Here is a 24,058-nt window from a genome sequence, read left to right as displayed (position 1 = left end):
GAAGCCATTGAAAAATATCAGAAATCCATAGAGTATAAGCTGGACTATTATGAGGTCTATAACAATTGGGGAAATGCTTTAAGTGATTGGGCCAAAACAAAATCCGGAATCGAGGCTGAAAAGTTGTACGATGAAGCCATTGAAAAATATCAGAAAGCCATAGAGTGTAAGCCGGACTTCTATGCTGCTTATAACAATTGGGGAGCTACTTTAAGTGACTTGGCCAAAACAAAATCCGGAATCGAGGCTGAAAAGCTGTACGATGAAGCCATTGAAAAATATCAGAAAGCCATAGAGTATAAGCTGGACTATTATGAGGCCTATAACAATTGGGGAGCTACTTTAAGTGACTGGGCCAAAATAAAATCCGGAAGCGAGGCTGAAGAACTGTACGACAAAGCCTTTGAAAAATTTCAGCAAGCGATTAAGTATGGAGGGGGTTCCTATAATTTGGCATGTCTGTATGCCTTAAGAAATAGGAAGGAGGGAGCGCTGAAGTATTTGGATCATGCGCTCTCAAGAGGGAAAGTCTCGGTAAAATTGGTGGAGGAAGATAACGATTGGGATGCCTTTCGGGAAGATCCGGATTTTAAGCGTCTTCTCTCTCAATATAAGGGAAAGTAGGGGGCGATGCTTGCTAGGACCACTACAGAATAAAAAGAGACGTGAGGGATAAGGTTACCTATATTAGATAATTCGTAGCAACCTTCTCCCGAAGCCCTCGCATAAAAAGAGTCGGTATATCTCTCCATTTGGAGAAATATACCGACTTATTACTTCTGCTCTGCCCTTTGAGTTACGCACCCAAAGGGAGAGAGGTGCTCTATTAAAGAGCGATTTTCTTTACGATACGCTTGCCCTCTTGGCTTACCACTACGATGTAGTGTCCACGGCCAAGATTGAGGGAGATAGCTTCGTGAGCGTTAGCTTCTACAAGCATCTTACCTTCGAGGTCGTAAACAAGTAGGTGAGCGCTATTGAGCCCTGAGATGCTGAGAGCCTCGCCTTGGGTCGCGAAGAGTACGTTGTCGAGAGCTACCTCATCTACTGAGAGGAGGTCTTCTTCTACGATATTGGTAAATATCTTCCAACCCGGAGCTTGGCTGTATGCAGCCTTAGTGCCGAAGGGAACGTGTAGAGTTGCTTGCTCGATTTCGGCGATATCAGAGAATGCCAACTCATCGAGTACGGGAGGTACTGTATTGAACGAGAATACGTTGGCAATAGACTGGCAGCCTCTGAATGCATTAGCCCCAATCTGTACATTCATGGGAATGTTGAGCGAGGCAATGGCAGTACCTTGTAGCGCTTGCTCACCGATGAAGGTCACACCCTCTCTGGGGAGGTCGAAACTTGCCAATCGGAAACAACTCTTGAAACAGAAGTTGCCGATACGTTTGAGTGCCTTGCAGTGATCGATCTTGAGCTTAACGATGTTGGCCGCGCCATTGAACGCATAGTCTTCTAGCTCTTCGAGAGACTCGGGGAGTACGAGTTCTTGAGGAACAAAGTTGAAGGCGAAAGCATATCTTTCGATCTTCTTAATGTCATTAGGGAGCTCGATAGGCTTCGCAGCTTGCCCTTGTTGTACAAATGAGGGGAAGTGCATCAAGGCACGGTCTGCCTTGCGGATGAGCATGCCATCAACGGTTTCGAAGAAGTCGTTGCCGCCCTCAATCTTCTTGATGCTCATAGCAAAGGTGAATGCACCCGTGCGCACCTTTTCTACAGAAGCGGGGAGTGTGAATACCTCTTTGTGGTAAACGATAGCTACTTGTACCAATTCCTTACCATCCTTAGAGTAGATAGCGTTGTCTACAGACTTGAAGTGAGGGTTGGCAGCATCTACTTCCAATTTCTTCAACTGACCGCAGAACATAAAGGGAAGTACTCCGATGGTCTCTACCTGAGCAGAGATCGTCAAGCCGGTTAGCTTAGAGCCCGTGAAGGCAAAGTCTGCAATGTGCTTAACATTGTTGGGTACCACTACATCGCCCACGGCATCCCACTTAACGAGTGTATTGCCTTCGATTACGGGGTCGTTGTCGCCACCTTGGTGTTCTTCTTCGTAGCAAACCAAGTGTACGTTGAGGTCGCTTGTTACGTTGTTGATGCGAAGTTCTTTACCCTTTTCGGTTTGTTCTTCATCATTAATAATCCAGGCACCTACCTTGTAGCCTGCATTGGGAGCCGCTGTGAAGATAAGGTCTTTGCCACTTGCAATAGCTTCGCCACTAGCAACGGGTGTACCTTCTGAGGTACGAGCCGTGAGTGAACCATTACCGCTTAGCTCCTTGTATTGGATAACTACAGAGCCTTCGTTGCGCTCGAAACGAACGAGGAAGTCAATAGTCTCTGTGGGAGTTACTGTCCAGGTCGTTTTGCCTTTCATCTCCTCTTTTTCCACATACTTGCCTTCACTATCCTCAAAGAGCCAGTCGGTAACCTTGTATCCCTTGGTAGGAGTAGCCGTGAAAGTTACGCTCTTACCTGTGGGTACGAGATCACTGCTCTTAAATTCTTTTCCGTCCATTACAGCGGTTACCGTACCACCGGCAGCGTTGGCAGACTTGAAGAATATGCGGTTCCCCTCGGGGAGTTTGTTGCAATGCGCAACTATGTTGAGTGCTTCGTTTACAGAGGGTATCTCAAGTATCTTTTGGGGGCCTGGGATGCCTTCCATCTTTTGACCGTTTACGGTCCAGTGCGAAAACTCGTATTGAACGAAGTTGTAACGGCATTCCACTTTGAGCGTACTGCCCTCGGCTATCTCGTCTCCGTTCTCCACGGTAACGGGGCCCAAGAGCCATGCTTCTATAAATCCGGCTTCTTGCGGATCTACTTTGAAGGTTACTCGATGCTTCTTTAGTTCTGAATCGGGAGCTCCTACCTGAATCTTTGCATTCTTATAATGCTTAGCTAAGGCTGTCTTGACCGCTTCGTTGGCTACATAGATCGTCATTGAAGCATTGTCGCTGGGGCCTCCGAGGTTGTTCGACCCAAAGGCGGTAAACTGTGCGCTTTCGTGGATGTCCACAAGTTTGATACCGGCAATTTGGCTGAATGCCAAGAAGCCTACGCTTTCGAGTTTGGGTAGATAGATGCTTTCCAAAGCATCTGCAGAGAGGAAGCTGGTTTCCCCAACGCTTGTTACAGATTTACCAACGATTGTTTTTAGCGTCTTTAGGTTCTGACCTGCCCCATCGGCTATGCTTGTAGTTTCGTTGGGGAGGGTAACCTTAGCAAAGTGGGGGAGTAGAATTACGGCTTTTGTTTTGTCTTTCGAAAGTACAACCCCATCCGAAACTATAAACCCGGCTTGAGGGTTGGTGATGGAGAACTCGGTAATGTTGGGGATGTTGTTGAAGGGATTCTTTTCGATCTTCTCTAGGGCTCCTCCCAAAACTACTTTGGTGAGCGAGGTACAGCTGAAGAAAGCGTTTTTCCCCAAGCTCTTAATGGCAGGGAGCTCAAGCGTGGTGAAGCTTGCGTTGTCGCAAGAAGCAAAAGCATCCTCACCGATTTCCTCTACTCGAGGCATCTTCATGGACTTAATACCCTTGCATTCCTTAAAGGCCTCTTTGCCAATCTTCTTTACGTTGTTGAAGTCGATAGAGGTAATTTCGTCATTCGAAGAACGTAGGCCACTGCGCATACCGGCAGATTCCCAATCGTCATCGCCCCAATCTCCTCCGCTTTGGTAGAAACAGTTAGGGGCAATTTCCACCACCTCATCGGGCATTTTGATGTCTCCTGATGCCATTGGCCAGCTTATAAGCACGCCATTTTGGACGTTCTGAGCTTTGACGACGCCAAAGGTCGTGGCAAGCAAAGACAACAGGAAGAAAAGTGTAATTTTTTTCATCTGTAAATATTATAACGATTCAATTTTGTCTGCATGTGCAGACGCTTATTTTTTATTGGTGATAAGTCAGTTGCTGATAAAGATCTATCGGAGTGACGATCTTTTTGTCGGTTTTGGTTGGATATGGAATCAAAGAATACCAAATGTGTCCACAAAGAGAACTTTTGTCTCTTACTTCTGTACGAAATCCATTTAGCAGGCTACAAAGAGAAGAGAATTTGTTGTGAGAGATGGAGGTGTCTCCTACTGCTCTTACTGACTATCTTTGTGTAGCTGTAGTCTTATTATTAGTCGTTTGCAAAACTTGTTGCTTATAAAGCGCTTCCGACAATCTCTTGTAGGTTTTCAAAAAGTGAAGCCCTAAAAGGTTGCTATATACACACTATCCACGCTTGGATATCCATCATTTCGGAAAGCAAAGGTATGTATTTGTTTTGGCTTTTCGGGAATCTCAGTCACGAAAAAGGTATTTGCAGATTCCAGTATCAAAAGCAATGGTATGGACAAATCCTACGCTCCACGAGTTTTAATTTTTTACGGCACGGTACTTCTATTCTGGGTAAAATTAAAATCGATTAGCTACCTTTGTCGCTAAAAGGAGAAGAGAAGTCCGTGCAGAACACCAAAGTTACTTAGGCTTCCCTCTCGCCATGATTATTTACAATGTAAAAAGCTATGACAAAGAAAAGTATTGCACGATGGATTGCTCTGCTTCTAACGAGCACAATCCTATCGCTAGCCTTTAGCACAACCCAAGCAGAGGCTCAAAAGAAAAAGGGAGCCACTCCTCAGGAGGTAAAAGGCTCGAAAGTCCCCAAACTACAACTCCTCAAGCACCACAAATCCGAGGGGGATGTGAATCTCGTTGCTTTGAATAAATCGGGTAGTGTGGCGGCTACCTACTTCGGTGAGGACTATGGGACGCAGCGCAAGGTCAAGAAACTCGTCTTTTGGGAGACTTCCAAGTTCACAAAAATTGCCGAATACAACATCAATTGTCGCGACATCTGCTTCGGGGAAGACGAGAATACACTCCTATTGGTAGATCCCTATGGCATCAAAGAGATGGACATCCGAACCGGAGAGATCAGCCTCGTACTAGAGGGAGAATTCCTAAAGGCTGCCTACAACCCTCTAGACAACGATGTAATCTTTTATTCAGACGAGGTAGATGCCTATTACTATAACCGCGCAACAGACACCTCTGAGCATCTGCATACGGTGAGCAAAGGTGCCGGCGTAGATCCCTTCCGTTTCTATCGTTTCACCGAGAATCACTTGCAGATCTTGATGTGCCGCAACTATACGCTACAGATTGATCTTAGGGACTACACAACCAAGAAGGTCTACTTCTCAGAGGATAACAAATGTCGCGTGGATCTAGCTCTAAGTCCGGATGAGGAGTGGCTCCTAGAGGGTGGTATATTTTCCTACAACCGATTGTACAAGAATGCCGACTACATGGCTCTTGGAGAGGAGGCTGAGTTTCAAGGTCAGTTTGCCACAGACAACATCAATTTTGAAACGGTCAAATTCTTGGAAGGGGGCTATATCCTCTGTGGGACGATTAATGGTCGCTCGGTAGAGATCTGGGATATGAAAAGCCTTAGGAAGGTGAGCTCTTTTGCTCAGAAGGGTAAACTCAGTTATGTTGGTGGTATTGCCTACCATCCGGAGAAAAGGCTCATCGTTGTAGGCTCCCTCTACGGGATCGTCTGCTTCTTTAGGTATTAATAAGCCATCGTCTTTTCTGATATTTCGCCCCAGTTGCCTTGGAATAAATCCGGGGCAACCGGGGCTCTTGGATATTATTACGTACCTTTGCAGGTACAAAAAATAGATTATCTGAGAAAGTGAAATAGAGAAGATGAGGAATCGGTTGCTTCTTGCCTTTTTACTCGGCTGCCTGCCTATGCTGGCAAAGGCACAGACAGATACCCTTATACACTCTTCGCAGCAGTTGGGGGAAGTAGTGGTGACAGGTACCGGTACCGCTCACTATCTTAAGGACGCCCCTGTACAAACCGAAGTCATAACTCGTAGCATGTTGCGCAATTACTCAGGGCGTAGCATCAGTGATATCCTTACGGCTCTCAGCCCCGGCTTCGATATATCCTCTAGTGATATGGGAGGGCGTATTACCATGGGAGGGCTCAATAATTCCTACATTCTCATCCTGCTCAATGGGCGGAGATTGCATGGCGACCTCGGAGGGCAAAACGACCTTTCTCTTATCGACCCTTTGGATATAGAACGCATCGAAATTGTGCGCGGAGCCTCTTCTTCTCTCTACGGATCAGACGCCATCGCAGGGGTAATCAATGTGATAACGAGACGGAAAACCAAGCAGATCCCTCTGAGTATAGACAATACGACTCAAATAGGAGCTTTTGGGGGATTGCGTCAGCACAACCGCCTACAGCTGCAACTGGGGCAGTTACATTCCGATACCAAATACTCGGGAGCGCGTAGCGATGGTTGGCAAAATTCAACCCAAGAGTACTATCGTAATAAGCTCTATGAGAACTCCACTACAAAGACAGAGAGCGCATTCGACAATAACCGCATAAGTCAGGCTTTTTCGTTCACCCCCTCTCCTCATTGGAGCATTGCAGCAGATGGGATGTACTACCTTAAGCATATCTATCACGAGCCGGGGTTACCTCGCTTCCGCTCTTATAATCTCCGTTACCGCGACTTCTCTCTAGGGGCTTCGGCAGAGTATAAGCAAGAGGGGAAGTTCTCGCTTACTTTCCTTGCGGACTATAGTCGCCACCGCTACTTCTACGACTACTACGATAATTATATCGACGAAATATTTGAGCATCAGCTTATCGAAGGGAAAGATACTCGAGTGCCCAAGCATATTGTCTATAGCCCCGGGTCTTCTTCTTTGGAGAGTGATCAAGGGCAATTCAACGCTACCTTAAAGACTATTATCCCCTTTAACGAGAAGCATCTTTTCTCGGCAGGGGTGGAGTATCGGCTTGATGATTTATATGCTCCCAAGCGTATGGTCAAAGCGCGTGAGGCTAACTATACACTCTCTTCTTACGCTCAAGATGAGTGGAATATTCTCCCGAAGTTGAATCTAACAGCAGGGGCAAGATTGGTTCATCATCAGGCATTTGGTTGGCATCTTACGCCCAAGGCCTCCCTCCTCTACAAACGAGGAGACTGGAGATGGAGAGCGACTTATTCGTGGGGATTCAAGACGCCTACGATCAAAGAGCTATACTACTTCTACGAACGCCCCATCATGAGCAAGGTAAGGCTTTATATTGGGAATGAGCATCTCAAACCGCAGCGGTCTCAGTACGCCTCGGCAAGTGTGGAGTATCGGCATGAGGGCTGGCAATTTTCGCTTACCCCTTCCGTAAATAATGTATGGGATATGATTGCTCTCGTTGCCGTGCCTATCCCGCCCGGTTATGCAGGTGATGAGGGGAACGACTACGATGGAGCCATGCAATACATCAATATGGAGCAGGCTTTCATTGGTAATCTAGAGTTCTCGGTGGCATATACCTCCCCACGCGGATTCGCTCTCGGTGCAAGTTATAGTTATACCTTGGCACAAGCTCATTTGGTGGACGAAGAGGCAAGCAAAAATGCACAGAAACCCATTACGGAAGTGCGCAACATTGATGGCACAGCCAACCACCACGGCAATCTCTTTGCCAAGTGGGGGCACACGTGGGGCAAGTACTCTCTAGGAGTCGGGATCTATGGAAAAGGTCAGACTGAGCGGTACTATAAGGAGTATGGCAATGCCCCGGGATTTTTCCTTTGGAAGCTCTCCACGGATCATTCCTTTGCCCTCCCCGCAGGATTGCATTTAGAAGCCGCTTTGGGTATAGACAACCTCCTCAACCATGTAGAGAGGCATCCTTATGGCTACAACTTTGGTACTACATCCCCGGGTCGTACTCTCTTCCTCTCCCTCAGCTTTGGGTACAAAACGGGAAAGAAATCTCAGAAAACAAAAGGCAACAGATAAAAGTATAACAATCAAATTAGTATCGACATGAAGATTCTAAAGGCTTTGGCTATAGCAACAATAGCCACTACCACTCTCCTCGTAGCCTCTTGCAAAAAGCAGGATCCGAAAGATCAGGAGATCGTAAAGTATGAGAAGAAGCATGACACTGCCGTTTTGCTCGTAACGTTTGGCTCTACCTTCGATGATCCCCACGCTACGTACAAGAAGCAGATTGCGGACTTCCAACAAGCATTCCCCGATGCCGATGTATTCTTCTCGTTTACCTCTCGTACTTGTATCAACCGTTGGCAAGCTGCTAAGAAGGAACAGTTCATTACTCCTGACCTCTGGTTCAAATCTTTCCTTCAGAAAGAATATAAGACAGTGCTAGTGCAGTCGCTTCACGTTATCCCCGGGGAAGAATTTACCCTCTTGCGCGATGGTTATGTAAAGCCTCACTACAACTTCCCCGCAGAGGAGCTCAAGCGTGATAAGGCTGTCCTAGGGAATGCTCTTCTCACTTCAGACGAAGACATCGAAAGTGTGGCAAAGATCTTGGTAGATGCTTTTGCTACTCAGCTCAAAGCCGGTGATGCTGTCGCTTTCATGGGTCATGGTAATCCTGTTTCGGACTACGACCGCGCCAATGCTTCTTATGAGAAGATCGAAAAGGCCATGAAGGCTTATGCTAAGACAACCTACAATAATGATAACGTATATGTGGGGACTGTAGACTATCCTGCTATGCTTGTTGACTATGTAATCAATCAGCTCAAGGCCTCTACATGCAAGACCAAGAAGATCCACCTACACCCCCTCATGTCTATTGCCGGAGACCACGCCAACAATGATATGTCTAGCACAGATACCGAAGAAGATGGCAAGAAGCTCCCTCTAGAGGAACAGAGCTGGCGCAATCAGATCGCAGCTGAGGGTTGGACTGTAGAGTGCCACCTCAAAGGTCTTGGCGATTACCCTGCCATCAATAAACTTTGGATCAAGCACCTCAAGGATGCTATCAAAAGCGCTAAAGAAGACTAATCTGTAGAAATCTCTCCTCGTCTCTAGAGAGGGGCTGGCTCTTCGCCCTATCTCTTTGTACGAGAGGCGATATAGAGATACAAAAAGAGGTAGGATGCTCTCGTGGCATTCTACCTCTTTTCTTTTGGGAATAAGGGCCGCTGTGGGTTATACCCCTTTGGTAATCATGGTTCGGTCTAGGTCGTGGCGGAGATGCTCTAGAACTCGGTCGTAGGGGATGTTGAGAAGTTTCATTTCTTTAGCCACTGCAGGGAGTATCTCGTTGTAGAACTTCTTTTGGCGTTCTTCTGTGACAATCTCAATAGCCCCCTCTTTGATGTAGTTGCCAACTCCGGGGCGGGACTCGATTAATCCGGCTGCAATCAAACGATCGTATGCCTTTACAATGGTATTCGGATTAACCTCTAGACGAGCTGCCATATCACGCACAGATGGGATACGAGTTCCCACCTTGTAGGTTCCCGAGAGTATCCCATTATGGATCCTCTCAATAACCTGAAGGAATATGGATTGTGGTTGCATGGGATTCATTAGAACTGCTTCTTCTTAAAGATATAATACCCCCCAATACACATAGCAATATCGACCAATAAGAACAGAACTGAGGCAAGGATATAGGGTGTAACACTCTCGTAAAGATCCTTTGTAATGTAGTTTCCGATGGAAATCTCTACGAGCAGGGGGAGCAACGTCAAGAAGATAAGGATAAAGCCTACACTTGCTGCGAGTGTGGCAATTACTTGATTTCGTATAAGGATTCTGAAGAAAAAAAGTCCTACAATAAGGATAGATACAAGAGATACAAAAAGGACATGTTGCCAGCTATCCAGGGGAGTATTTATATCTTCTCCTAGGAATGGGTTTATGTGGGTCAGAGCCGTAGGTATATCCGGAGAGAATATGACAAGGTAGGGGATAAGCGATACGATTGCAACAACCGTGGCTAGTAGAAACATCACTACCCCTTGCAACAACATGAGGATATACTTCTCCAGCGGAGATAGGGGCACGAGGTAAAAGTGCTGAGTACGGCTATGATAAAGAGTGTTGGATACCCACGAAAGGAATACAAATAGGTAAAGGACACGCGCTATGGTAAAGTGAATGAAGGAGGGATCCATGGAGGAAATTGCCTTTTCCCACTCTGTAAATGATCTAGAGAAGGCTAGTGGTACGAGTTCGATAAACCAAATTACAACTAAAAATATAACGGCAACAAGTCCGTGTTGCTTACGATTGATCATCCAATCTCCCTTAAGCAAAAATAGTATGCGTCCAAGGCTATTATTCATCATAGGTAATTCTCTCTAAAGGATAGGATTATACAAGATTATTTGCTTGTAGTATAGCACTTATTTTTTCCTTTTCTCGGGAGATCCCTTTGAGGAAAAGTTCCATGGAGAAAAGCCCTTCTTCCATGTCATCTCGGTGCTCAAATATGCCTACTTCCCCCGAGATGGATGGTTCTTCGTAGAGGGCTTCTGCTTTGTTACTGTCCGTAACCAACCCAAAAGAGAAGATCTCGGATAGCCTATATATGGAGGCATTGACCAAGATGTGTCCGCTCTCTAATATTACTACACTATCGATAAGCGTCTCAAGATCTCTCAGCTGGTGGGTACTTATTATCACGGTTTGTTGCTCCGATATATACTTGGCTATCAGTTTTCGGAACACCGACTTAGAGGGGGCATCCAGACTATTCGTAGGCTCATCCATTAGGAGTAGAGGAGTCTGTAGTGAGAGTGCAAGAGCGATGGCGACCTTCTTTTTTTGTCCTTGAGATAGCGTTCTCAAACGTTGCCCCCAGTCCAAATTGAACTCCTTCATGGCTGCCTCTGCGATTTCTTGCGAGTAGTTGGGATAGAAGGGGGTGATTAACGAGAAGTAGGTTTTTACCTTAAGATCGGGCATAAAGATCTCCTCGGGGAGATAGTACACCTGCTCCAGTGCTTTACGCTTTCTCTTAGAAGGATCATCGCCATTGACCAAAAGATTACCCGATTGGCGGAGTAATTGGCCGCATAAGAGCTTGAGAAGCGTCGTTTTCCCCTCTCCATTGCACCCAAGTAACCCTACAATAGAGCCTTTGGGGAGGTTAAGAGAGAGGTCTTCGAAGATGGGGTTGCCCTTTTTGTATCGGAAAGTAAGATGTTCGATTTTTATCATACAGACATTCTACAAATGCACTTTGGCATAACTAAAGTTCCTCCCGGCATATTGTCGCACTAGCTGCAAAGCCATTTGGCGACACTCTTCGTTTGTCTCTATGAGAGCTTCTAAGGAAACATTTGCATCTGCAATGCTAGAAAGATGCCCTAGTACATACGCGTTGATCTCGTGTATGGTAGTGAAGCCTATTTGCTCGTGGAGAAAAGCATCTACGGCTACTTCGTTGGCCGCATTGAGAGCGCAAGGGAAGGCTTTCCCTGCCTCCATGGCGTGATAGGCTAAGCTGAGGTTGGGGAATCTCTCAAGGTCGGGATGCTGAAAGGTCAGCTGGAGTTTGGTGAAGTCGAGCCTGGGAAATTTATTGTTCAAGCGTAATTCTTCTCCCAAAGCAAAGCTAATGGGCAAGCGCATATCAGGCTGCCCGAGTTGGGCTTTTACGCTGCCATCCTCAAACTGCACCATCGAGTGGATAATGCTTTGGGGATGTATGAGTACCTCAATTTTTGAGGGGGGGACATCGAAAAACCAACAAGCCTCCATCATCTCAAAGCCCTTGTTCATGAGAGAAGCTGAGTCTATTGTCACTTTGGCTCCCATGCTCCAATTCGGATGCTTTAGAGCATCTTTTGGGGTTACTTTATCAAGTTGCTGGGTAGGAACATGCAAGAATGGCCCTCCCGATGCTGTGAGAAGGATTTGTTCCAGAGGGTTCCGTTCTCCCAGTAAACACTGGTAGATTGCAGAATGCTCAGAATCCACAGGGAGAATATTCACGCCCTTGGCATGAGCTTTTTCTGTGACAATGGCACCGGCAACTACCATTGTTTCTTTATTGGCAAGGGCAATAGTTTTACCCGCATCAATGGCACAACATGTAGGGAGAAGACCGGAGTATCCCACCAAGGCCATGAGTACTATATCGGTATCGGGGAAGGAAGCTACCTCGCAAAGGGCCTCTTTACCAGCGTGCACGGAGATGGGAAGATCTTGAAGAGCCGTACGAACCTCGGAGAACCGACTTTCGTCTGCAATTACTACATGGCTGGGAAGAAATTCCCTAGCTTGCTGTATAAGTAAATCCGCCTGCCTATTGGCGGTGAGCACGGAGACAGCAAAACTTTCGGGATGTGCCCTAATCACTTCGAGAGCTTGTGTACCAATAGAGCCTGTGGAGCCGAATATCGCTATCTTTTTCTTCATATTTGATTAAATCAATCCGTCGGGGATAGTAAGACTTATAAGCTGTTTTTCTACGTCAATATAGCGCACTAGTTCGTCCGCTATGGGTATCATGACCTCCTCATTGGAGTCTTTTCTCTCCACAATCAAGAGTATATTGGCTGTATTATCGTCAATATCAATAACCTTACCTACGGGTACTTCATTTGCATCCACAAGCGTATAACCGATAAAGTGCTGGGGTTGGAACTCGATATCTTCGCCTATCAAATCTGAGGGGACGTATACAGAGCAACCATCGTATCGCTCAGCTTCCTCTCGGCTATCCACATCCTCAAACTTGACAAGTAGGGAAGACTCTGCTTTCCCTCGCATATCTTCGACTAAAAAGGGGACAGGGAGACCATCTATCTCTAGATGTAAGAAAAAATCTTTATCCTCAGCAAGAGAAAACATACTCTCCTCATCAATGGAAGGGTAGAGGTTAATCTCTCCATGAATACCATGGGCACGCCCCAACCTCCCTACGAGGATAAGTTCTGATGTGTCGCTCATTCTCCTATGCGACTGATGTGGGCACCTAGGTTATTAAGACGGAGATCAATTCTTTCGTATCCTCGGTCAATTTGGTCTATCCTGTCTATTCGGCTTGTCCCTTCCGCGCTCATTGCAGCAATCAGGAGGGCTATACCGGCACGTATATCGGGAGAAACCATCTGTGCGGGACGGAGTGCCACTCGACCTCCCAGCCCAATAACTGTAGCTCGGTGGGGGTCGCACAAGATGATCTGTGCCCCCATATCGATGAGTTTGTCGACAAAGAATAGTCGGCTCTCAAACATCTTTTGATGGATAAGAACGCTCCCACGAGCTTGGGTGGCAACTACCAAAAATACGCTCAAAAGGTCTGGTGTTAGGCCGGGCCAAGGTGCATCGGCAATGGTAAGTATAGAGCCATCCATATAGGTGTCAATCTCGTAGCCGTCGTGTTCCGGTATGAACAAATCATCACCACGTTCCTCGATTGTAATACCTAAACGACGAAATGCCGAGGGTATGATACCGAGGTTGGGGATATTTACGTCTTTAAGGGTAAGTGCACTATGGGTCATAGCTGCCATACCAATGAAGCTACCTACCTCTATCATGTCGGGCAGAAGTTTGTGTGCAGTTCCACGTAAAGAGCTCACCCCTTCTATGTGTAGGAGATTAGAACCTACTCCGGAAATCTTGGCACCCATGGCATTGAGCATCTTGCAAAGTTGTTGCAAGTAGGGTTCGCAAGCTGCATTGAAAATCGTAGTCTCTCCCGGGGTAAGCACAGCCGTCATAACAACGTTGGCAGTACCCGTTACAGAGGCTTCGTCAAGGAGCATATAAGCCCCTTTTAGGTTGTCGCCATAGATCTCATAGCAATGCTTTTCTTCGTTATAGGTACACCGTGCGCCCAGTGTTGCAATACCTGTAAAGTGGGTGTCGAGACGCCGACGACCGATCTTATCTCCTCCCGGTTTGGGGAATATGGCGAATCCGAAACGGCTAACAAGAGGACCAACAAGTAGGATAGATCCTCTAAGAGCACGGCTCTTGGCTTGGAATTGTTCGCTCCGAACAAAATCTAAATCAATAGAAGCCGCACGGAAAGAATATTCGCCGGGAGCCAACATATGTACCTCTACCCCCATGCATTGGATGAGGTTGATGAGGTTGTTGACATCCAAGATATTGGGGATGTTGCTGATGCGTACTTCTTGGTCGGTGAGTAGGGTAGCTGCAATTACTTGCAGAGCCTCGTTTTTAGCCCCTTGAGGAGTCAAACTACCACTAAGTTTGTACCCTCCTTCTATTACAAATGATGCCATATCCTTATTCGTGCTTTAGTCCGGAAAAACTTTGTTATTTGCGCTTTTTGTTTTTCTGTTTTGTCTGTTTGGGGGTAGAAGATGCAGGTAAATCAAGTTTATAACGAGCTTCACTGTACACGAGGTTGCCATTGGACAACTCAAAAAGATCCTTGAAAATTTGGTAGTCGTCCACTGTGTTTTTATTCCACTCCAAGTAGTTGACTTTCATTTGCTTGGCGATGCTGATGGCAAGAGCGTCTCGCTCCGGGCCCTGGGGTAGCTCTATCGCTTTTTGTATTAAGCCCTGTATAATGTGCCCGTAGTGGCGATAGATGATATCGTTATCGGGGTAGGGTATCGTCTCTGGCTTGGAATAAAGAGAAGTGGGAGTAACTACTTCGTAGGGATAGTCTATATCTAGCTGGAACCCGGACATAATGGCAAGATGATCCCAAAGAGCCTTCTCGCCATCTTGAGCCAGACGATGATCCGGAGCGAGTTTTGCCATTATGCGGATGATAGACTCGGCGCACCACTGACGCTCTGCTCGGTCTTCGAGAGTTAGACAGTGGTTCACCATATTTTGGATATTACGCCCATACTCGGGCATCGCTATCTTTTGTTGTTTGCTATTATACTTCATTGCATTCTCTTTGATGGTGAGAAGTGTTTGTTCTCATATTGCTTTGCTCTACTCGTTTACTTCCTCCATAGCATGGGGTTATACGGGCTTTTCTAAGAGCTGATTCATCTTTTGTTTGTATGCCTCAACCCCAGGTTGATCGAAGGGATTGATCTGCATCATGTAACCACTAATGCCTGCAGCCATTTCGAAAAAGAGGATAAGCATCCCAAGGTTATATTCGTCGAGCCGAGCTAATTTAATTCTGAAGAGAGGAACCCCTCCCTCACTATGGGCAATACAAGTCGCCTCCTCAGCTTGGCGATTAACCCAGTGAAGGGACCTGCCTGTGAGGTAGTCTAGGCCATCCTTAAAGTGCTCTTCTCCCTGGATAACAACATCGTTTTCGGGACTTTCTTCCACAGATACCATAGTTTCTATGATAGATCGCTCTCCATCTTGGATCCATTGACCTAAGGAGTGGAGGTCTGTACTAAAAGTGACTGTTGTGGGAAAAATGCCTTTCCCGTTCTTCCCCTCAGTCTCTGCAAAGAGCTGTTTCCACCACTCTTGAAGCGAATGGAGAGTGGGAGAAAATGTAGAAAGGATCTCTATTTTCTTTCCCGTTCTGTACTCTTCGATACGCCATCCGGCATAGGAAAGCAGTGGCATTACTGCCTCGTCTTCTCCTCTAGAGATTGCTGAGGCAAGGTCTCTCGCTCCATGGAGCAACTTGCGGATATCAATGCCACAATAAGCTAGGGGAAGGAGGCCTACAGCACTGAGCACCGAATAGCGCCCGCCGACAGAGGGAGGAATAGGAAACGACCGATACCCCTCGTGGGTGGCTATTGCTCGAAGAGATCCATGCTCGGGATCCGTTATTACGACAATATTATTTCGTGTTACCTCTTCGTCTCCCTTGGCATTCTCGACCAGGAGGTGCCTTAGTTGATGAAAGGCTATAGAAGGTTCTAGTGTACCCCCGCTCTTTGATATATATATGATGCCAAAGTTTTTCCCTTTTAGATAGTCTTGTAGATGGGACAGATAGCAACTATCTAGGTGATGCCCTGCAAAAAGTAGAGAGGGAGTCTCCCCACAAAACGAGGGTGGAGTAAGGGCTTCTATCACAGCTTTGGCACCGAGATAGCTACCTCCAATACCGATACATACAACGCATTCTGTACGGGTCTGTAAGTCTCGAGCTACCGTCTCTATCTCCTCTAAAAGGGCAGGTGCTGAAAAGGGAAGGTCCAGCCATCCTCTATATTCGCTACCCAGGCCTCCCCCCTTGAGGAGTTGATTGAGTGCAATCCGCGCCTCTTCTTGTGATTTAGGGGATATTGTCGCAAAATTCGTATCTGTGTAGAGGGGGAGCATATTTTGTTACCAACGATTATTTGAAGTGTTTAGAAAGCTCAAGTATCGCTTCCGTAGCATTCCTTTTTTCGTAGAGGATCTCATAGACCATATCGCAGATGGGTATATTTACTTGATAGCGTGCATTTACTTCGCGTACGCACTTTGCTCCAAAGTATCCCTCTGCAATCATTTCCATTTCTGTTTGTGCTGCTTTTACGCTGTAACCTCTCCCAATCATATTCCCAAAAGTGCGGTTGCGGCTGAACTGAGAATAGGCCGTTACTAGCAAATCCCCGAGGTATACAGAGTCTGTAATCTCCCTGTCAATTAGGTGCACCGCATTGACAAAGTTGTTCATCTCTGCTATGGCATTGGAGATAAGCACGGATTGGAAGTTATCCCCATATTGCAGTCCATTGCAAATGCCCGCAGCTATGGCGTAGATGTTTTTGAGCACAGAGGCATATTGCACCCCCACGACGTCGTTTGTCGTAACGCAGTTTACAAAATCATTGCGGAGCACCTCTGCAAAAGCTTCTGCTTGCTTGAGGTTTTTACAAGCGACTGTGAGATACGAACGCCTATGTCTTGCAACTTCCTCGGCATGGCAAGGCCCTCCCACCACGGCTATAAGCTCTTTGGGGACATCAAACTCCTCCATCAAGTAGTCCGAGACAAGCATATTTTCATCGGGTACAATACCCTTGATAGCATTGACAATCAACTTGTCTCGCATACTCGACTTGCGTACCTTTTTGAGATAACTCTTCGCATAGGGCGAGGGGGTAACAAGTACGATTGTATCACTGGCGCGAAAGAAACTATTGATGTCCGACTCCGAGAAGAAGGTAATATTATTGGTATCGAACTCTGCCGCCGGTAGATAATTAGGGTTATGACCAAGCTTTATGAACCCTTTTACTTGTTCGCTACGGCGTACGTACCAATTGATATGGGGCTGCGATGTGAGTACAATTTTAGCCAAGGCAGTAGCCCAACTACCACTCCCTAAGATTCCAACTCTTCCTATAGGTTTCATCGCCTTTGTCTTTTCTATCTTTATCACCAACTCGTACTCAAGATGAGTATAAGCAGGATTTATTTCCCTCGATTATCTTATCAGTATTCCACCAACTTCGGGTGTCCTATCGATTTGGAAGATTGCCTTTAATCTCCCTAGCATCCTCCAATGCCTTCGTTATTATTTACTCTGTGTCCATGTTGTCACCTCCTCAAGAGAAGGCATGTCCATCCCGAGTTTGTATTTCTTGTTTATGTCCATCATAGCCTGCATGATACGCCCAGGCTTCTCTTCTGCATGTAGGGATTCTACGGTAAGGTAACCTGCTTTCTGCAAGATGGGGACAAAATCTTTGTCAATGCCTAGGGCAATGTAGGCAGCCGGTTTGTCTCGCTTTACCACAGCCTCCGGCTTCATTTGGGGGAAGAAGAGCACTTCTTGGATGCTTTCTTGCCCCGTTAAGAGCATCACAAGGCGATCCATACCAATCCCCAGTCCTGCCGTAGGAGGCATCCCGTACTCAAGAGCACGGAGGAAGTCTTGGTCTATAAACATGGCCTCGTCGTCCCCTTTCTCGGATAGAGCCAATTGGTCTTCGAAGCGTTTGCGCTGATCAATGGGGTCGTTCAATTCGCTATATGCATTGGCAAGCTCTTTACCATTGACCATCAATTCAAAACGCTCTGTGAGTTCGGGATTGGTTCGGTGCTCCTTGGTGAGAGGGGACATTTCCTTGGGATAGTCCGTAATGAAGGTGGGTTGGATGTACTTTCCTTCGCACTTCTCCCCAAAAATCTCGTCGATGAGCTTGCCTTTTCCCATACTGGGAGTTGTCTCAATACCGAGCTGTTTGCAAACCCCTCGCAACTGATCTTCGTCCATACCGCTGATGTCAATGCCGGTATGTTCCTTTATGGCCTCTAGGATAGGAATCCGCTTGAATGGGGGACGGAAACTGATCTCGTGGTCTCCTACTTTTACCTCAGTGGTGCCTAGTACCTCCTGAGCGATACGAGACAACATGGTCTCTGTAAAGTCCATGAGCCAGTTGTAATCCTTATAGGCTACATAGATCTCCATGGCGGTAAACTCGGGATTGTGGGTACGATCCATCCCTTCATTTCGGAAGTCTTTGCTGAATTCGTACACCCCTTCGAAGCCTCCTACGATGAGCCGCTTTAGGTATAGTTCGTTGGCAATACGTAAGTAAAGGGGAATGTCAAGCGCATTGTGATGCGTAATAAAGGGGCGTGCTGCTGCACCTCCCGGTATCGATTGCAATATAGGAGTCTCAACCTCTAGGTAGCCATGCTCGTTGAAGAAATTGCGCATGGACGTGAAGATTTTGTTGCGCTTTAGGAAGATGTCTCGCACTCCGTCATTGACCAAGAGGTCTACATAACGGCGGCGATAACGCTGCTCGGGATCGGTAAATCCGTCAAACACCTTACCATCCTTCTCCTTTACAATAGGGAGAGGACGTAATGACTTGCTCAGTACCGTAAGGCTCAAAGCATGTACAGAGACTTCACCCGTTTGCGTCTTAAAGACGTAGCCCTCTATGCCGATAAAGTCCCCAATATCTAGGCACTTCTTGAATACGATATTGTAGAGATCGGTATTCTCGCCATCGGCTAGACTATCTCGTGTGATATAGATTTGAATGCGTCCGGTGCTATCGGCAAGCTCCACAAAAGATGCTTTGCCCATAATGCGACGTCCCATGATACGTCCGGCAAGGCGTACCCGTTGCTCTCTCAAGAGAGCCTCTCGTTCTTCATTCCCCTCCGGATACGAATTGATGATCTCTTGTGCGTAGGCCGTGACTTGATATTCTGCCGCAGGATAGGGGTTAATGCCTAAGGAGCGTAATTCATTCAGACTAGTGCGACGTGCTATTTCTTGGTCGCTAAGTTCGAGCATGCTGAGGTCCATCTCTATATCTCTCGTTTATATCGGTAACTATTTATTGACTGACGATGTTGGTGAAAGTGTGTATGACACTAGCATTGCTCGATATCCTTTCTTCATAACTTACAACCGAGAGACACGATCCCTCTTAAGGAGTAGTAGTGCGAGCCTTTTTGCCAACATACGTCACTACAAAGATACGAAACTTATTCGCTTATAGCTGAGATTTGCTCAGAAAGGAAGCAACAACGTAGTGTTGGCTTGCTGAAAAAGATATTTCCAAAGGTATTAGTGGTAGCGGCGGACACTTTGCACCAAGTCGGAGACCTGTTGTTTGAGTTCCGTCAAAAAGTCTGATGCTGTGTATTCGCCACTTTCGATTTGTCGGAGTTTGTACTCCCACAATCCCGTTAGTTCTGCGCTTTTTAGCAGTGGGTCTTGTATTGTATCAATTAATTGAATCCCCGTCTCGGTGGCACGCAACGAAGACTTTTCTCTACGGATATAGTTGCGCTTGAAGAGGGTCTCAATAATGGAAGCTCGGGTGGAGGGGCGCCCAATGCCATTCTGCTTAAGAGCCTCTCTCAACGTTTCGTCTTCGACTTGCTTCCCTGCCGTTTCCATGGCTCGTAGCAACGTAGCCTCGGTATAATACTTAGGAGGCTCTGTTGTGCGCTCTCGGATAGAAGGTTCGTGGGGGCCGGATTCTCCCTCTACAAAGGCGGGTAAGAGGCTCTCTTTTCCCTCTTGGGTCTCCCCTTGTTCCTCTTTATTTCCAGGGTTTGTCGTATCCTCCTTCCCCTTTTGAGAAGAGAGAACGACACGCCAACCCGGATCCAAAATCTCTTTTCCGGTCGCTTTTAGTTCTATCCCTTCTACCTCTGCAAGAACCGTGGTTGTAGCCGTTTTGGCATCGGGATAGAATGCGGCAATAAAGCGTAGGGCGATAAGGTCGTAGATTCGATTTTCATTCAGCGTAAGTCCGGAAGGGAGGGGTACTCCCGTAGGAATGATAGCGTGATGATCGGTTACCTTTTTGTTGTCGAATACCTTTTTGCTTTTCTTGGGCGGCTTCCCTGAGGAAAGAATAGGGGTAACAAGATGCTCGTAAGGGCGTAACCCCTTGAGGATGGCTGGTACTTTGGGGTAAATATCCTCAGATAGGTAGGTGGTATCTACACGTGGGTAGGTCGTAAGTTTCTTCTCATATAGGCTTTGGATAGTCTGTAGAGTAGCTTCTGCAGTCATGCCAAAACGTTTGTTAGCCTCTACTTGTAGGCTCGTAAGGTCGAAGAGCCTCGGGGGAAGTTCTTTCCCTTGCTGCTTGGTTATCTTTTTGATGGTGAGTGGAGCGGAACGGATGCTTTCAATAAGAGCTTCTACCTCCTCTTTGGTGGAGAAACTCTCTGCCGTCTGCCGGAATAGAGTCTCTTTATAGGTTGTCTGCAACTCAAAAGTAGTGGTGGGTACAAAGTGCTCAATTTGTCGTCCTCGCTCCACAATGAGAGCCAGGGTGGGTGTTTGCACTCGCCCAACAGAGAGAACCCTCCCGGGTTGTGGGAAACGCATGGTGTAGAGGCGTGTTGCATTGATCCCGAGGAGCCAGTCGCCAATAGCTCTTGCGAGGCCTGCCTCGTAAAGGCTTTTCATCTCTTCGTTGGTGCGAAGCTGGGCAAAACCCTCTCGGATTGCCTCGTCTGTAAGGCTGGATACCCATAGCCTGCGAATAGGACATTTGCAAAGAGCTTTGGTGAGCACCCATTGCTGTATAAGCTCCCCCTCTTGCCCGGCATCACCACAATTGATCACCTCATCAGCTTTTTCTACAAGCTGACGAATAATTTCGAATTGACGTTTATAGTCCTCGTTTTCAATTAGTTTAATGCCAAAGCGTTGAGGGATGAGAGGGAGGTCGCCGAGGCTCCATCGCTTCCAGAGAGGGAGGTAGTCGTTGGGCTCCTTTAGGGTGCAGAGGTGCCCAAGAGTCCACGTAACACAATAGCCATTGCCCTCAATAAACCCATTTTGAGGGTGATTAGCCCCCAATATACGAGCAATCTCGCGAGCTACGGAAGGTTTCTCGGCAATACAAACAATCATAGATAGATCAGTTCCTCTCTCCGGGTGATTTTTATTTCCTTTCTGGGCAGAAACCTCTTCTGTTTCTAGGTGGAAACATGTTGTGTTTCTGCCCTAAAAGGAAATTATTTCTCGCCACCAAATTCCATTAAATAGGCCTTGATAAAATCATCGATGTCGCCATCCATTACAGCATTTACATTGGAGGTCTGGAAGTTGGTACGATGGTCTTTTACGCGCCGATCGTCGAATACATAGCTTCGGATCTGCGAACCCCATTCAATTTTCTTCTTACCGGCCTCCACTTCTGCTTGCGCAGCTCGCCTCTTCTCTAGCTCTATGTCGTAGAGTTGAGAGCGGAGTAGGCGGAGTGCATTCTCTCTATTATCTAGCTGAGACCTACTCTCGGTATTCTCGATAACGATCTCTCGCTCTTCTCCCGTGTCGGGGTCTTTGAATTGGTAATGCAAGCGTACACCGGTCTCTACCTTGTTCACGTTTTGCCCCCCGGCTCCACTTGAGCGGAAAGTATCCCATGATAGGTTGGCAGGGTTGACTGCAATCTCTATACTATCGTCGACAAGGGGCACGACGAAAACGGAGGCAAACGAAGTCATTCGCTTCCCTTGGGCGTTGTAGGGAGAGACACGCACGAGGCGATGTACCCCATTTTCGCTTTTGAGGAATCCGTAGGCTAGGTCGCCCTCAATCTGCATCGTTACCGTTTTGATGCCCGCTTCGTCTCCATCTTGCCAGTTGGTGATGGTTACTTTGTAGTCGTGGTTTTCTGCCCAACGCTGGTATAAGCGGACGAGCATCGAAGCCCAATCTTGGCTTTCGGTACCTCCGGCTCCTGCATTGACCTTGAGTACTGCCCCTAGGCGATCTTCTTCTCTTCGGAGCATGTTGCGGAGCTCTACATTCTCAATCAGAGAGAGGGCTACTTGGTAGGCTTGGTCTACCTCCTCTTCTTCGGCAACCCCTTCTTTGTAGAAATCGAAGCTCAACTTCACCTCTTCTACGGCAGATTCTACAGATTCGTAGGCTTCTATCCAGCGACGAATCTCCTTGACCTTTCGCATTTGCGCCTCGGCTCTTTTATTGTCTTCCCAAAAGTCGGGAGCTTGTGTGATAAGTTCTTCTTCCTCTAGTTGGATACGTCTATTATCGACGTCAAAGATACCCCCTCAGCGCTTCCTTGCGCTCCAACAGATTATTCAGTTGGTCTATTGTAATCATCTTCTATATCATTAAAAACTCCTGCAAAGGTACTGATTCATTTCTCAAGGGGGCATACTTATCTTGACATGATGTACAACTGATGGGTAGAAAATGTCTGTGATGGGAGCAAAAAGAGTAACTTTGTGGCGTGTATGGAAGATATATTTGATATACGAGAAGAGAGTTGTCGCCCCGTTACCGACGAACAGATAGAGGAGGCTCTTCGCCCGATTAGTTTCCGTTCTTTCAGAGGACAGGATACGGTGGTGGAGAATCTCTCCGTATTTGTGCAGGCTGCAGCTATGCGTGGCGATAGTCTCGACCACGTCTTGTTGCATGGCCCCCCAGGCTTGGGTAAGACCACGCTCTCCAATATCATCGCAGCAGAGTTGGGTGTTGGCATTAAAATAACATCCGGCCCTGTACTCGATAAACCGGGAGATTTGGCAGGATTGCTTACCTCGTTGGAGCCTCGTGATGTCCTATTCATTGACGAAATTCACCGACTAAGTCCGATTGTAGAGGAGTATCTCTATTCGGCAATGGAGGACTATCGCATTGACATAATGATTGATAAGGGTCCCGGTGCTCGTTCTATTCAGATAGACCTCAACCCCTTTACTCTGGTAGGCGCAACAACGCGTAGTGGTTTGCTTACAGCTCCCTTGCGAGCGCGTTTTGGTATAAATCTACACCTCGAGTACTACGACACCAAGATGATTGCAGGTATTGTACTCCGGTCGGCAGGCATTTTAGGGGTTGCGTGTAGCGAAGAGGCTGCCGCTGAGATTGCGCGTAGGAGTAGAGGGACGCCACGTATCGCCAATGCCCTACTGCGTCGGGTGCGCGACTTTGCCCAAGTGAGGGGAAATGGTACTATTGACTCCGAGATTGCCGTCTTTTCATTGGAGGCTCTCAATATCGATAGTTGTGGTTTGGATAATATAGACCACAAACTATTGACGACCATCATAGATAAGTTTGGGGGAGGCCCTGTGGGAGTATCTACCATTGCTACGGCTATGAGCGAAGATGTAGGCACTATAGAGGAGGTTTATGAACCTTTTTTGATAAAGGAGGGTTTTATCAAACGTACTCCCAGAGGGCGAGAAGCTACAGCTCATGCTTATGAGCATTTGGGTCGTACCATCCTACCTCCATATAGCAACTCCCTTTTTACAGATTAAGTCTCCCTTAAGGGGGGAGAGAATAGATACAGTAAGAAACTATAAACCAATATAAACATATGAAGATAGATAAGTTAGATCGTCGCATTCTTGCCATTATTTCGGATAATGCTCGCATTCCGTTTCGTGATGTAGCAGAGCGATGTGGAGTATCTCGCGCAGCTATTCACCAACATGTACAGCGCATGGTGGAGCGAGGGGTAATTACCGGCTCCGGATATCGCGTGAATCCTAAGGACCTCGGTTATACCACTTGTACCTATATTGGGGTGCGCCTAGAGCGTGCTGCCTTGTACCGTGAAGTGTTGCCTCAGATAGAAGCAATACCCGAAGTAGTGGAATGCCATTACACCACAGGACCTTACTCGATGCTGATCAAGCTATATGCTGTAGACAACTCGCACTTGATGCATATATTGAGTAATCGCATTCAGTCTATTGCGGGAGTTTCGTCTACAGAGACATTGATCTCTCTTGCAGAAGGTTTTGTGCGTAATATGCCTATCCCGGAAGAGGATACTACGGATTCGTATGCTTCCTATAACGCGGAGTAATAGCTTATTCCCTCG

At 46.9% G+C, this 24,058-nt stretch carries 19 protein-coding genes; 6 read left to right on the top strand and 13 right to left on the bottom strand.

The features are described 5' to 3' along the window. On the top strand, positions 1-624 hold a 624-nt coding region (locus ACTTHR_RS03425; protein WP_442605197.1), incomplete at its 5' end, for a TPR end-of-group domain-containing protein. A gap of 202 nt (positions 625-826) precedes the next feature. Here ACTTHR_RS03425 and ACTTHR_RS03420 read toward each other — a convergent pair. Further along, a complete protein-coding gene (locus tag ACTTHR_RS03420; protein ID WP_442605196.1) occupies positions 827-3,865 on the bottom strand; it encodes a leucine-rich repeat protein in 3,039 nt (1,012 codons plus the stop codon). 675 nt (positions 3,866-4,540) lie between these two features. Here ACTTHR_RS03420 and ACTTHR_RS03415 point away from each other — a divergent pair. The 3 genes from ACTTHR_RS03415 to ACTTHR_RS03405 all read left to right on the top strand — a co-directional run bounded on the left by ACTTHR_RS03415 (position 4,541) and on the right by ACTTHR_RS03405 (position 8,888). Continuing rightward, positions 4,541-5,599 (top strand): hypothetical protein, encoded by a 1,059-nt coding sequence (locus ACTTHR_RS03415; RefSeq protein WP_442605195.1) that lies wholly within the window; start codon positions 4,541-4,543, stop codon positions 5,597-5,599. 133 nt (positions 5,600-5,732) lie between these two features. Beyond that, complete coding sequence (locus tag ACTTHR_RS03410; protein ID WP_442605194.1) at positions 5,733-7,865, top strand: TonB-dependent receptor plug domain-containing protein; 2,133 nt, start codon at positions 5,733-5,735, stop codon at positions 7,863-7,865. Between the two features lie 27 nt (positions 7,866-7,892). Further along, positions 7,893-8,888 (top strand): sirohydrochlorin cobaltochelatase, encoded by a 996-nt coding sequence (locus tag ACTTHR_RS03405; RefSeq protein ID WP_442605193.1) that lies wholly within the window; start codon positions 7,893-7,895, stop codon positions 8,886-8,888. Positions 8,889-9,035: 147 nt separating this feature from the next. On the opposite strand, the gene ACTTHR_RS03400 is transcribed toward ACTTHR_RS03405, so the two are convergent. The 12 genes from ACTTHR_RS03400 to prfB form a co-directional block, all read right to left on the bottom strand. Further along, positions 9,036-9,419, bottom strand: coding sequence for a GntR family transcriptional regulator (locus tag ACTTHR_RS03400; RefSeq protein ID WP_442605192.1), 384 nt, complete (start codon positions 9,417-9,419; stop codon positions 9,036-9,038). Next, complete coding sequence (locus ACTTHR_RS03395; protein WP_442605191.1) at positions 9,419-10,183, bottom strand: hypothetical protein; 765 nt, start codon at positions 10,181-10,183, stop codon at positions 9,419-9,421. The genes ACTTHR_RS03400 and ACTTHR_RS03395 overlap by 1 nt, the downstream gene beginning before the upstream one ends. 25 nt (positions 10,184-10,208) lie before the next feature. Continuing rightward, a complete protein-coding gene (locus ACTTHR_RS03390) occupies positions 10,209-11,057 on the bottom strand; it encodes an ABC transporter ATP-binding protein (protein WP_442605190.1) in 849 nt (282 codons plus the stop codon). 9 nt (positions 11,058-11,066) lie between these two features. Further along, positions 11,067-12,260: a 1-deoxy-D-xylulose-5-phosphate reductoisomerase gene (locus ACTTHR_RS03385; RefSeq protein WP_442605189.1), complete on the bottom strand. Its 1,194-nt coding sequence runs from the start codon at positions 12,258-12,260 to the stop codon at positions 11,067-11,069. A gap of 6 nt (positions 12,261-12,266) precedes the next feature. Further along, positions 12,267-12,794, bottom strand: coding sequence for a ribosome maturation factor RimM (gene rimM, locus ACTTHR_RS03380; RefSeq protein ID WP_424776837.1), 528 nt, complete (start codon positions 12,792-12,794; stop codon positions 12,267-12,269). Beyond that, entirely contained in the window at positions 12,791-14,101 is a 1,311-nt protein-coding gene (murA, locus tag ACTTHR_RS03375) for a UDP-N-acetylglucosamine 1-carboxyvinyltransferase (RefSeq protein ID WP_442605188.1), read from the bottom strand. The genes rimM and murA overlap by 4 nt, the downstream gene beginning before the upstream one ends. A gap of 34 nt (positions 14,102-14,135) precedes the next feature. Beyond that, positions 14,136-14,726, bottom strand: coding sequence for a DUF4290 domain-containing protein (locus ACTTHR_RS03370; RefSeq protein ID WP_315077224.1), 591 nt, complete (start codon positions 14,724-14,726; stop codon positions 14,136-14,138). 78 nt (positions 14,727-14,804) lie between these two features. Further along, positions 14,805-16,088 (bottom strand): glucose-6-phosphate isomerase, encoded by a 1,284-nt coding sequence (locus ACTTHR_RS03365; protein ID WP_442605187.1) that lies wholly within the window; start codon positions 16,086-16,088, stop codon positions 14,805-14,807. Positions 16,089-16,104: 16 nt separating this feature from the next. After that, entirely contained in the window at positions 16,105-17,109 is a 1,005-nt protein-coding gene (locus tag ACTTHR_RS03360) for an NAD(P)H-dependent glycerol-3-phosphate dehydrogenase (RefSeq protein ID WP_442605186.1), read from the bottom strand. 162 nt (positions 17,110-17,271) lie between these two features. Then, the gene (gene lysS, locus ACTTHR_RS03355) at positions 17,272-19,026 is read right to left on the bottom strand and encodes a lysine--tRNA ligase (RefSeq protein WP_442605185.1); all 1,755 of its coding nucleotides are present in this window, start codon (positions 19,024-19,026) and stop codon (positions 17,272-17,274) included. A 264-nt stretch (positions 19,027-19,290) separates the two neighbouring features. Continuing rightward, positions 19,291-21,102, bottom strand: a complete 1,812-nt coding sequence (locus ACTTHR_RS03350) for a DNA topoisomerase 3 (RefSeq protein ID WP_442605184.1) — start codon at positions 21,100-21,102, stop codon at positions 19,291-19,293. 104 nt (positions 21,103-21,206) lie between these two features. After that, a protein-coding gene (gene prfB / locus ACTTHR_RS03345) for a peptide chain release factor 2 (RefSeq protein WP_276774368.1) occupies positions 21,207-22,320 on the bottom strand; the annotation gives its coding sequence in 2 pieces (ribosomal slippage) (positions 21,207-22,256 and positions 22,258-22,320; 1,113 coding nt in all). A gap of 134 nt (positions 22,321-22,454) precedes the next feature. On the opposite strand from prfB, the gene ruvB reads away from it, so the two are divergent. Both ruvB and ACTTHR_RS03335 read left to right on the top strand, forming a co-directional pair. Continuing rightward, complete coding sequence (ruvB, locus tag ACTTHR_RS03340) at positions 22,455-23,489, top strand: Holliday junction branch migration DNA helicase RuvB (protein WP_442605183.1); 1,035 nt, start codon at positions 22,455-22,457, stop codon at positions 23,487-23,489. Between the two features lie 59 nt (positions 23,490-23,548). Continuing rightward, positions 23,549-24,043 (top strand): Lrp/AsnC family transcriptional regulator, encoded by a 495-nt coding sequence (locus ACTTHR_RS03335; protein WP_314812793.1) that lies wholly within the window; start codon positions 23,549-23,551, stop codon positions 24,041-24,043. The last annotated feature ends 15 nt before the right edge of the window (positions 24,044-24,058 follow it).

Origin of the sequence: Porphyromonas endodontalis (genome assembly GCF_052173515.1) — a bacterium.
Lineage (GTDB): Bacteria > Bacteroidota > Bacteroidia > Bacteroidales > Porphyromonadaceae > Porphyromonas > Porphyromonas endodontalis_A.
The sequence above is the reverse complement of the archived record's forward strand: the minus strand, read 5'-3'. Positions and strand labels throughout refer to the sequence as shown.

Coding starts and splice junctions, on each gene's coding strand:
- ACTTHR_RS03420 (WP_442605196.1), bottom strand. CDS start 3,865: ATGAAAAAAATTACACTTTTCTTCCTGTTGTCTTTGCTTGCCACGACC.
- ACTTHR_RS03415 (WP_442605195.1), top strand. CDS start 4,541: ATGACAAAGAAAAGTATTGCACGATGGATTGCTCTGCTTCTAACGAGC.
- ACTTHR_RS03410 (WP_442605194.1), top strand. CDS start 5,733: ATGAGGAATCGGTTGCTTCTTGCCTTTTTACTCGGCTGCCTGCCTATG.
- ACTTHR_RS03405 (WP_442605193.1), top strand. CDS start 7,893: ATGAAGATTCTAAAGGCTTTGGCTATAGCAACAATAGCCACTACCACT.
- ACTTHR_RS03400 (WP_442605192.1), bottom strand. CDS start 9,419: ATGAATCCCATGCAACCACAATCCATATTCCTTCAGGTTATTGAGAGG.
- ACTTHR_RS03395 (WP_442605191.1), bottom strand. CDS start 10,183: ATGATGAATAATAGCCTTGGACGCATACTATTTTTGCTTAAGGGAGAT.
- ACTTHR_RS03390 (WP_442605190.1), bottom strand. CDS start 11,057: ATGATAAAAATCGAACATCTTACTTTCCGATACAAAAAGGGCAACCCC.
- ACTTHR_RS03385 (WP_442605189.1), bottom strand. CDS start 12,260: ATGAAGAAAAAGATAGCGATATTCGGCTCCACAGGCTCTATTGGTACA.
- rimM (WP_424776837.1), bottom strand. CDS start 12,794: ATGAGCGACACATCAGAACTTATCCTCGTAGGGAGGTTGGGGCGTGCC.
- murA (WP_442605188.1), bottom strand. CDS start 14,101: ATGGCATCATTTGTAATAGAAGGAGGGTACAAACTTAGTGGTAGTTTG.
- ACTTHR_RS03370 (WP_315077224.1), bottom strand. CDS start 14,726: ATGAAGTATAATAGCAAACAACAAAAGATAGCGATGCCCGAGTATGGG.
- ACTTHR_RS03365 (WP_442605187.1), bottom strand. CDS start 16,088: ATGCTCCCCCTCTACACAGATACGAATTTTGCGACAATATCCCCTAAA.
- ACTTHR_RS03360 (WP_442605186.1), bottom strand. CDS start 17,109: ATGAAACCTATAGGAAGAGTTGGAATCTTAGGGAGTGGTAGTTGGGCT.
- lysS (WP_442605185.1), bottom strand. CDS start 19,026: ATGGACCTCAGCATGCTCGAACTTAGCGACCAAGAAATAGCACGTCGC.
- ACTTHR_RS03350 (WP_442605184.1), bottom strand. CDS start 21,102: ATGATTGTTTGTATTGCCGAGAAACCTTCCGTAGCTCGCGAGATTGCT.
- ruvB (WP_442605183.1), top strand. CDS start 22,455: ATGGAAGATATATTTGATATACGAGAAGAGAGTTGTCGCCCCGTTACC.
- ACTTHR_RS03335 (WP_314812793.1), top strand. CDS start 23,549: ATGAAGATAGATAAGTTAGATCGTCGCATTCTTGCCATTATTTCGGAT.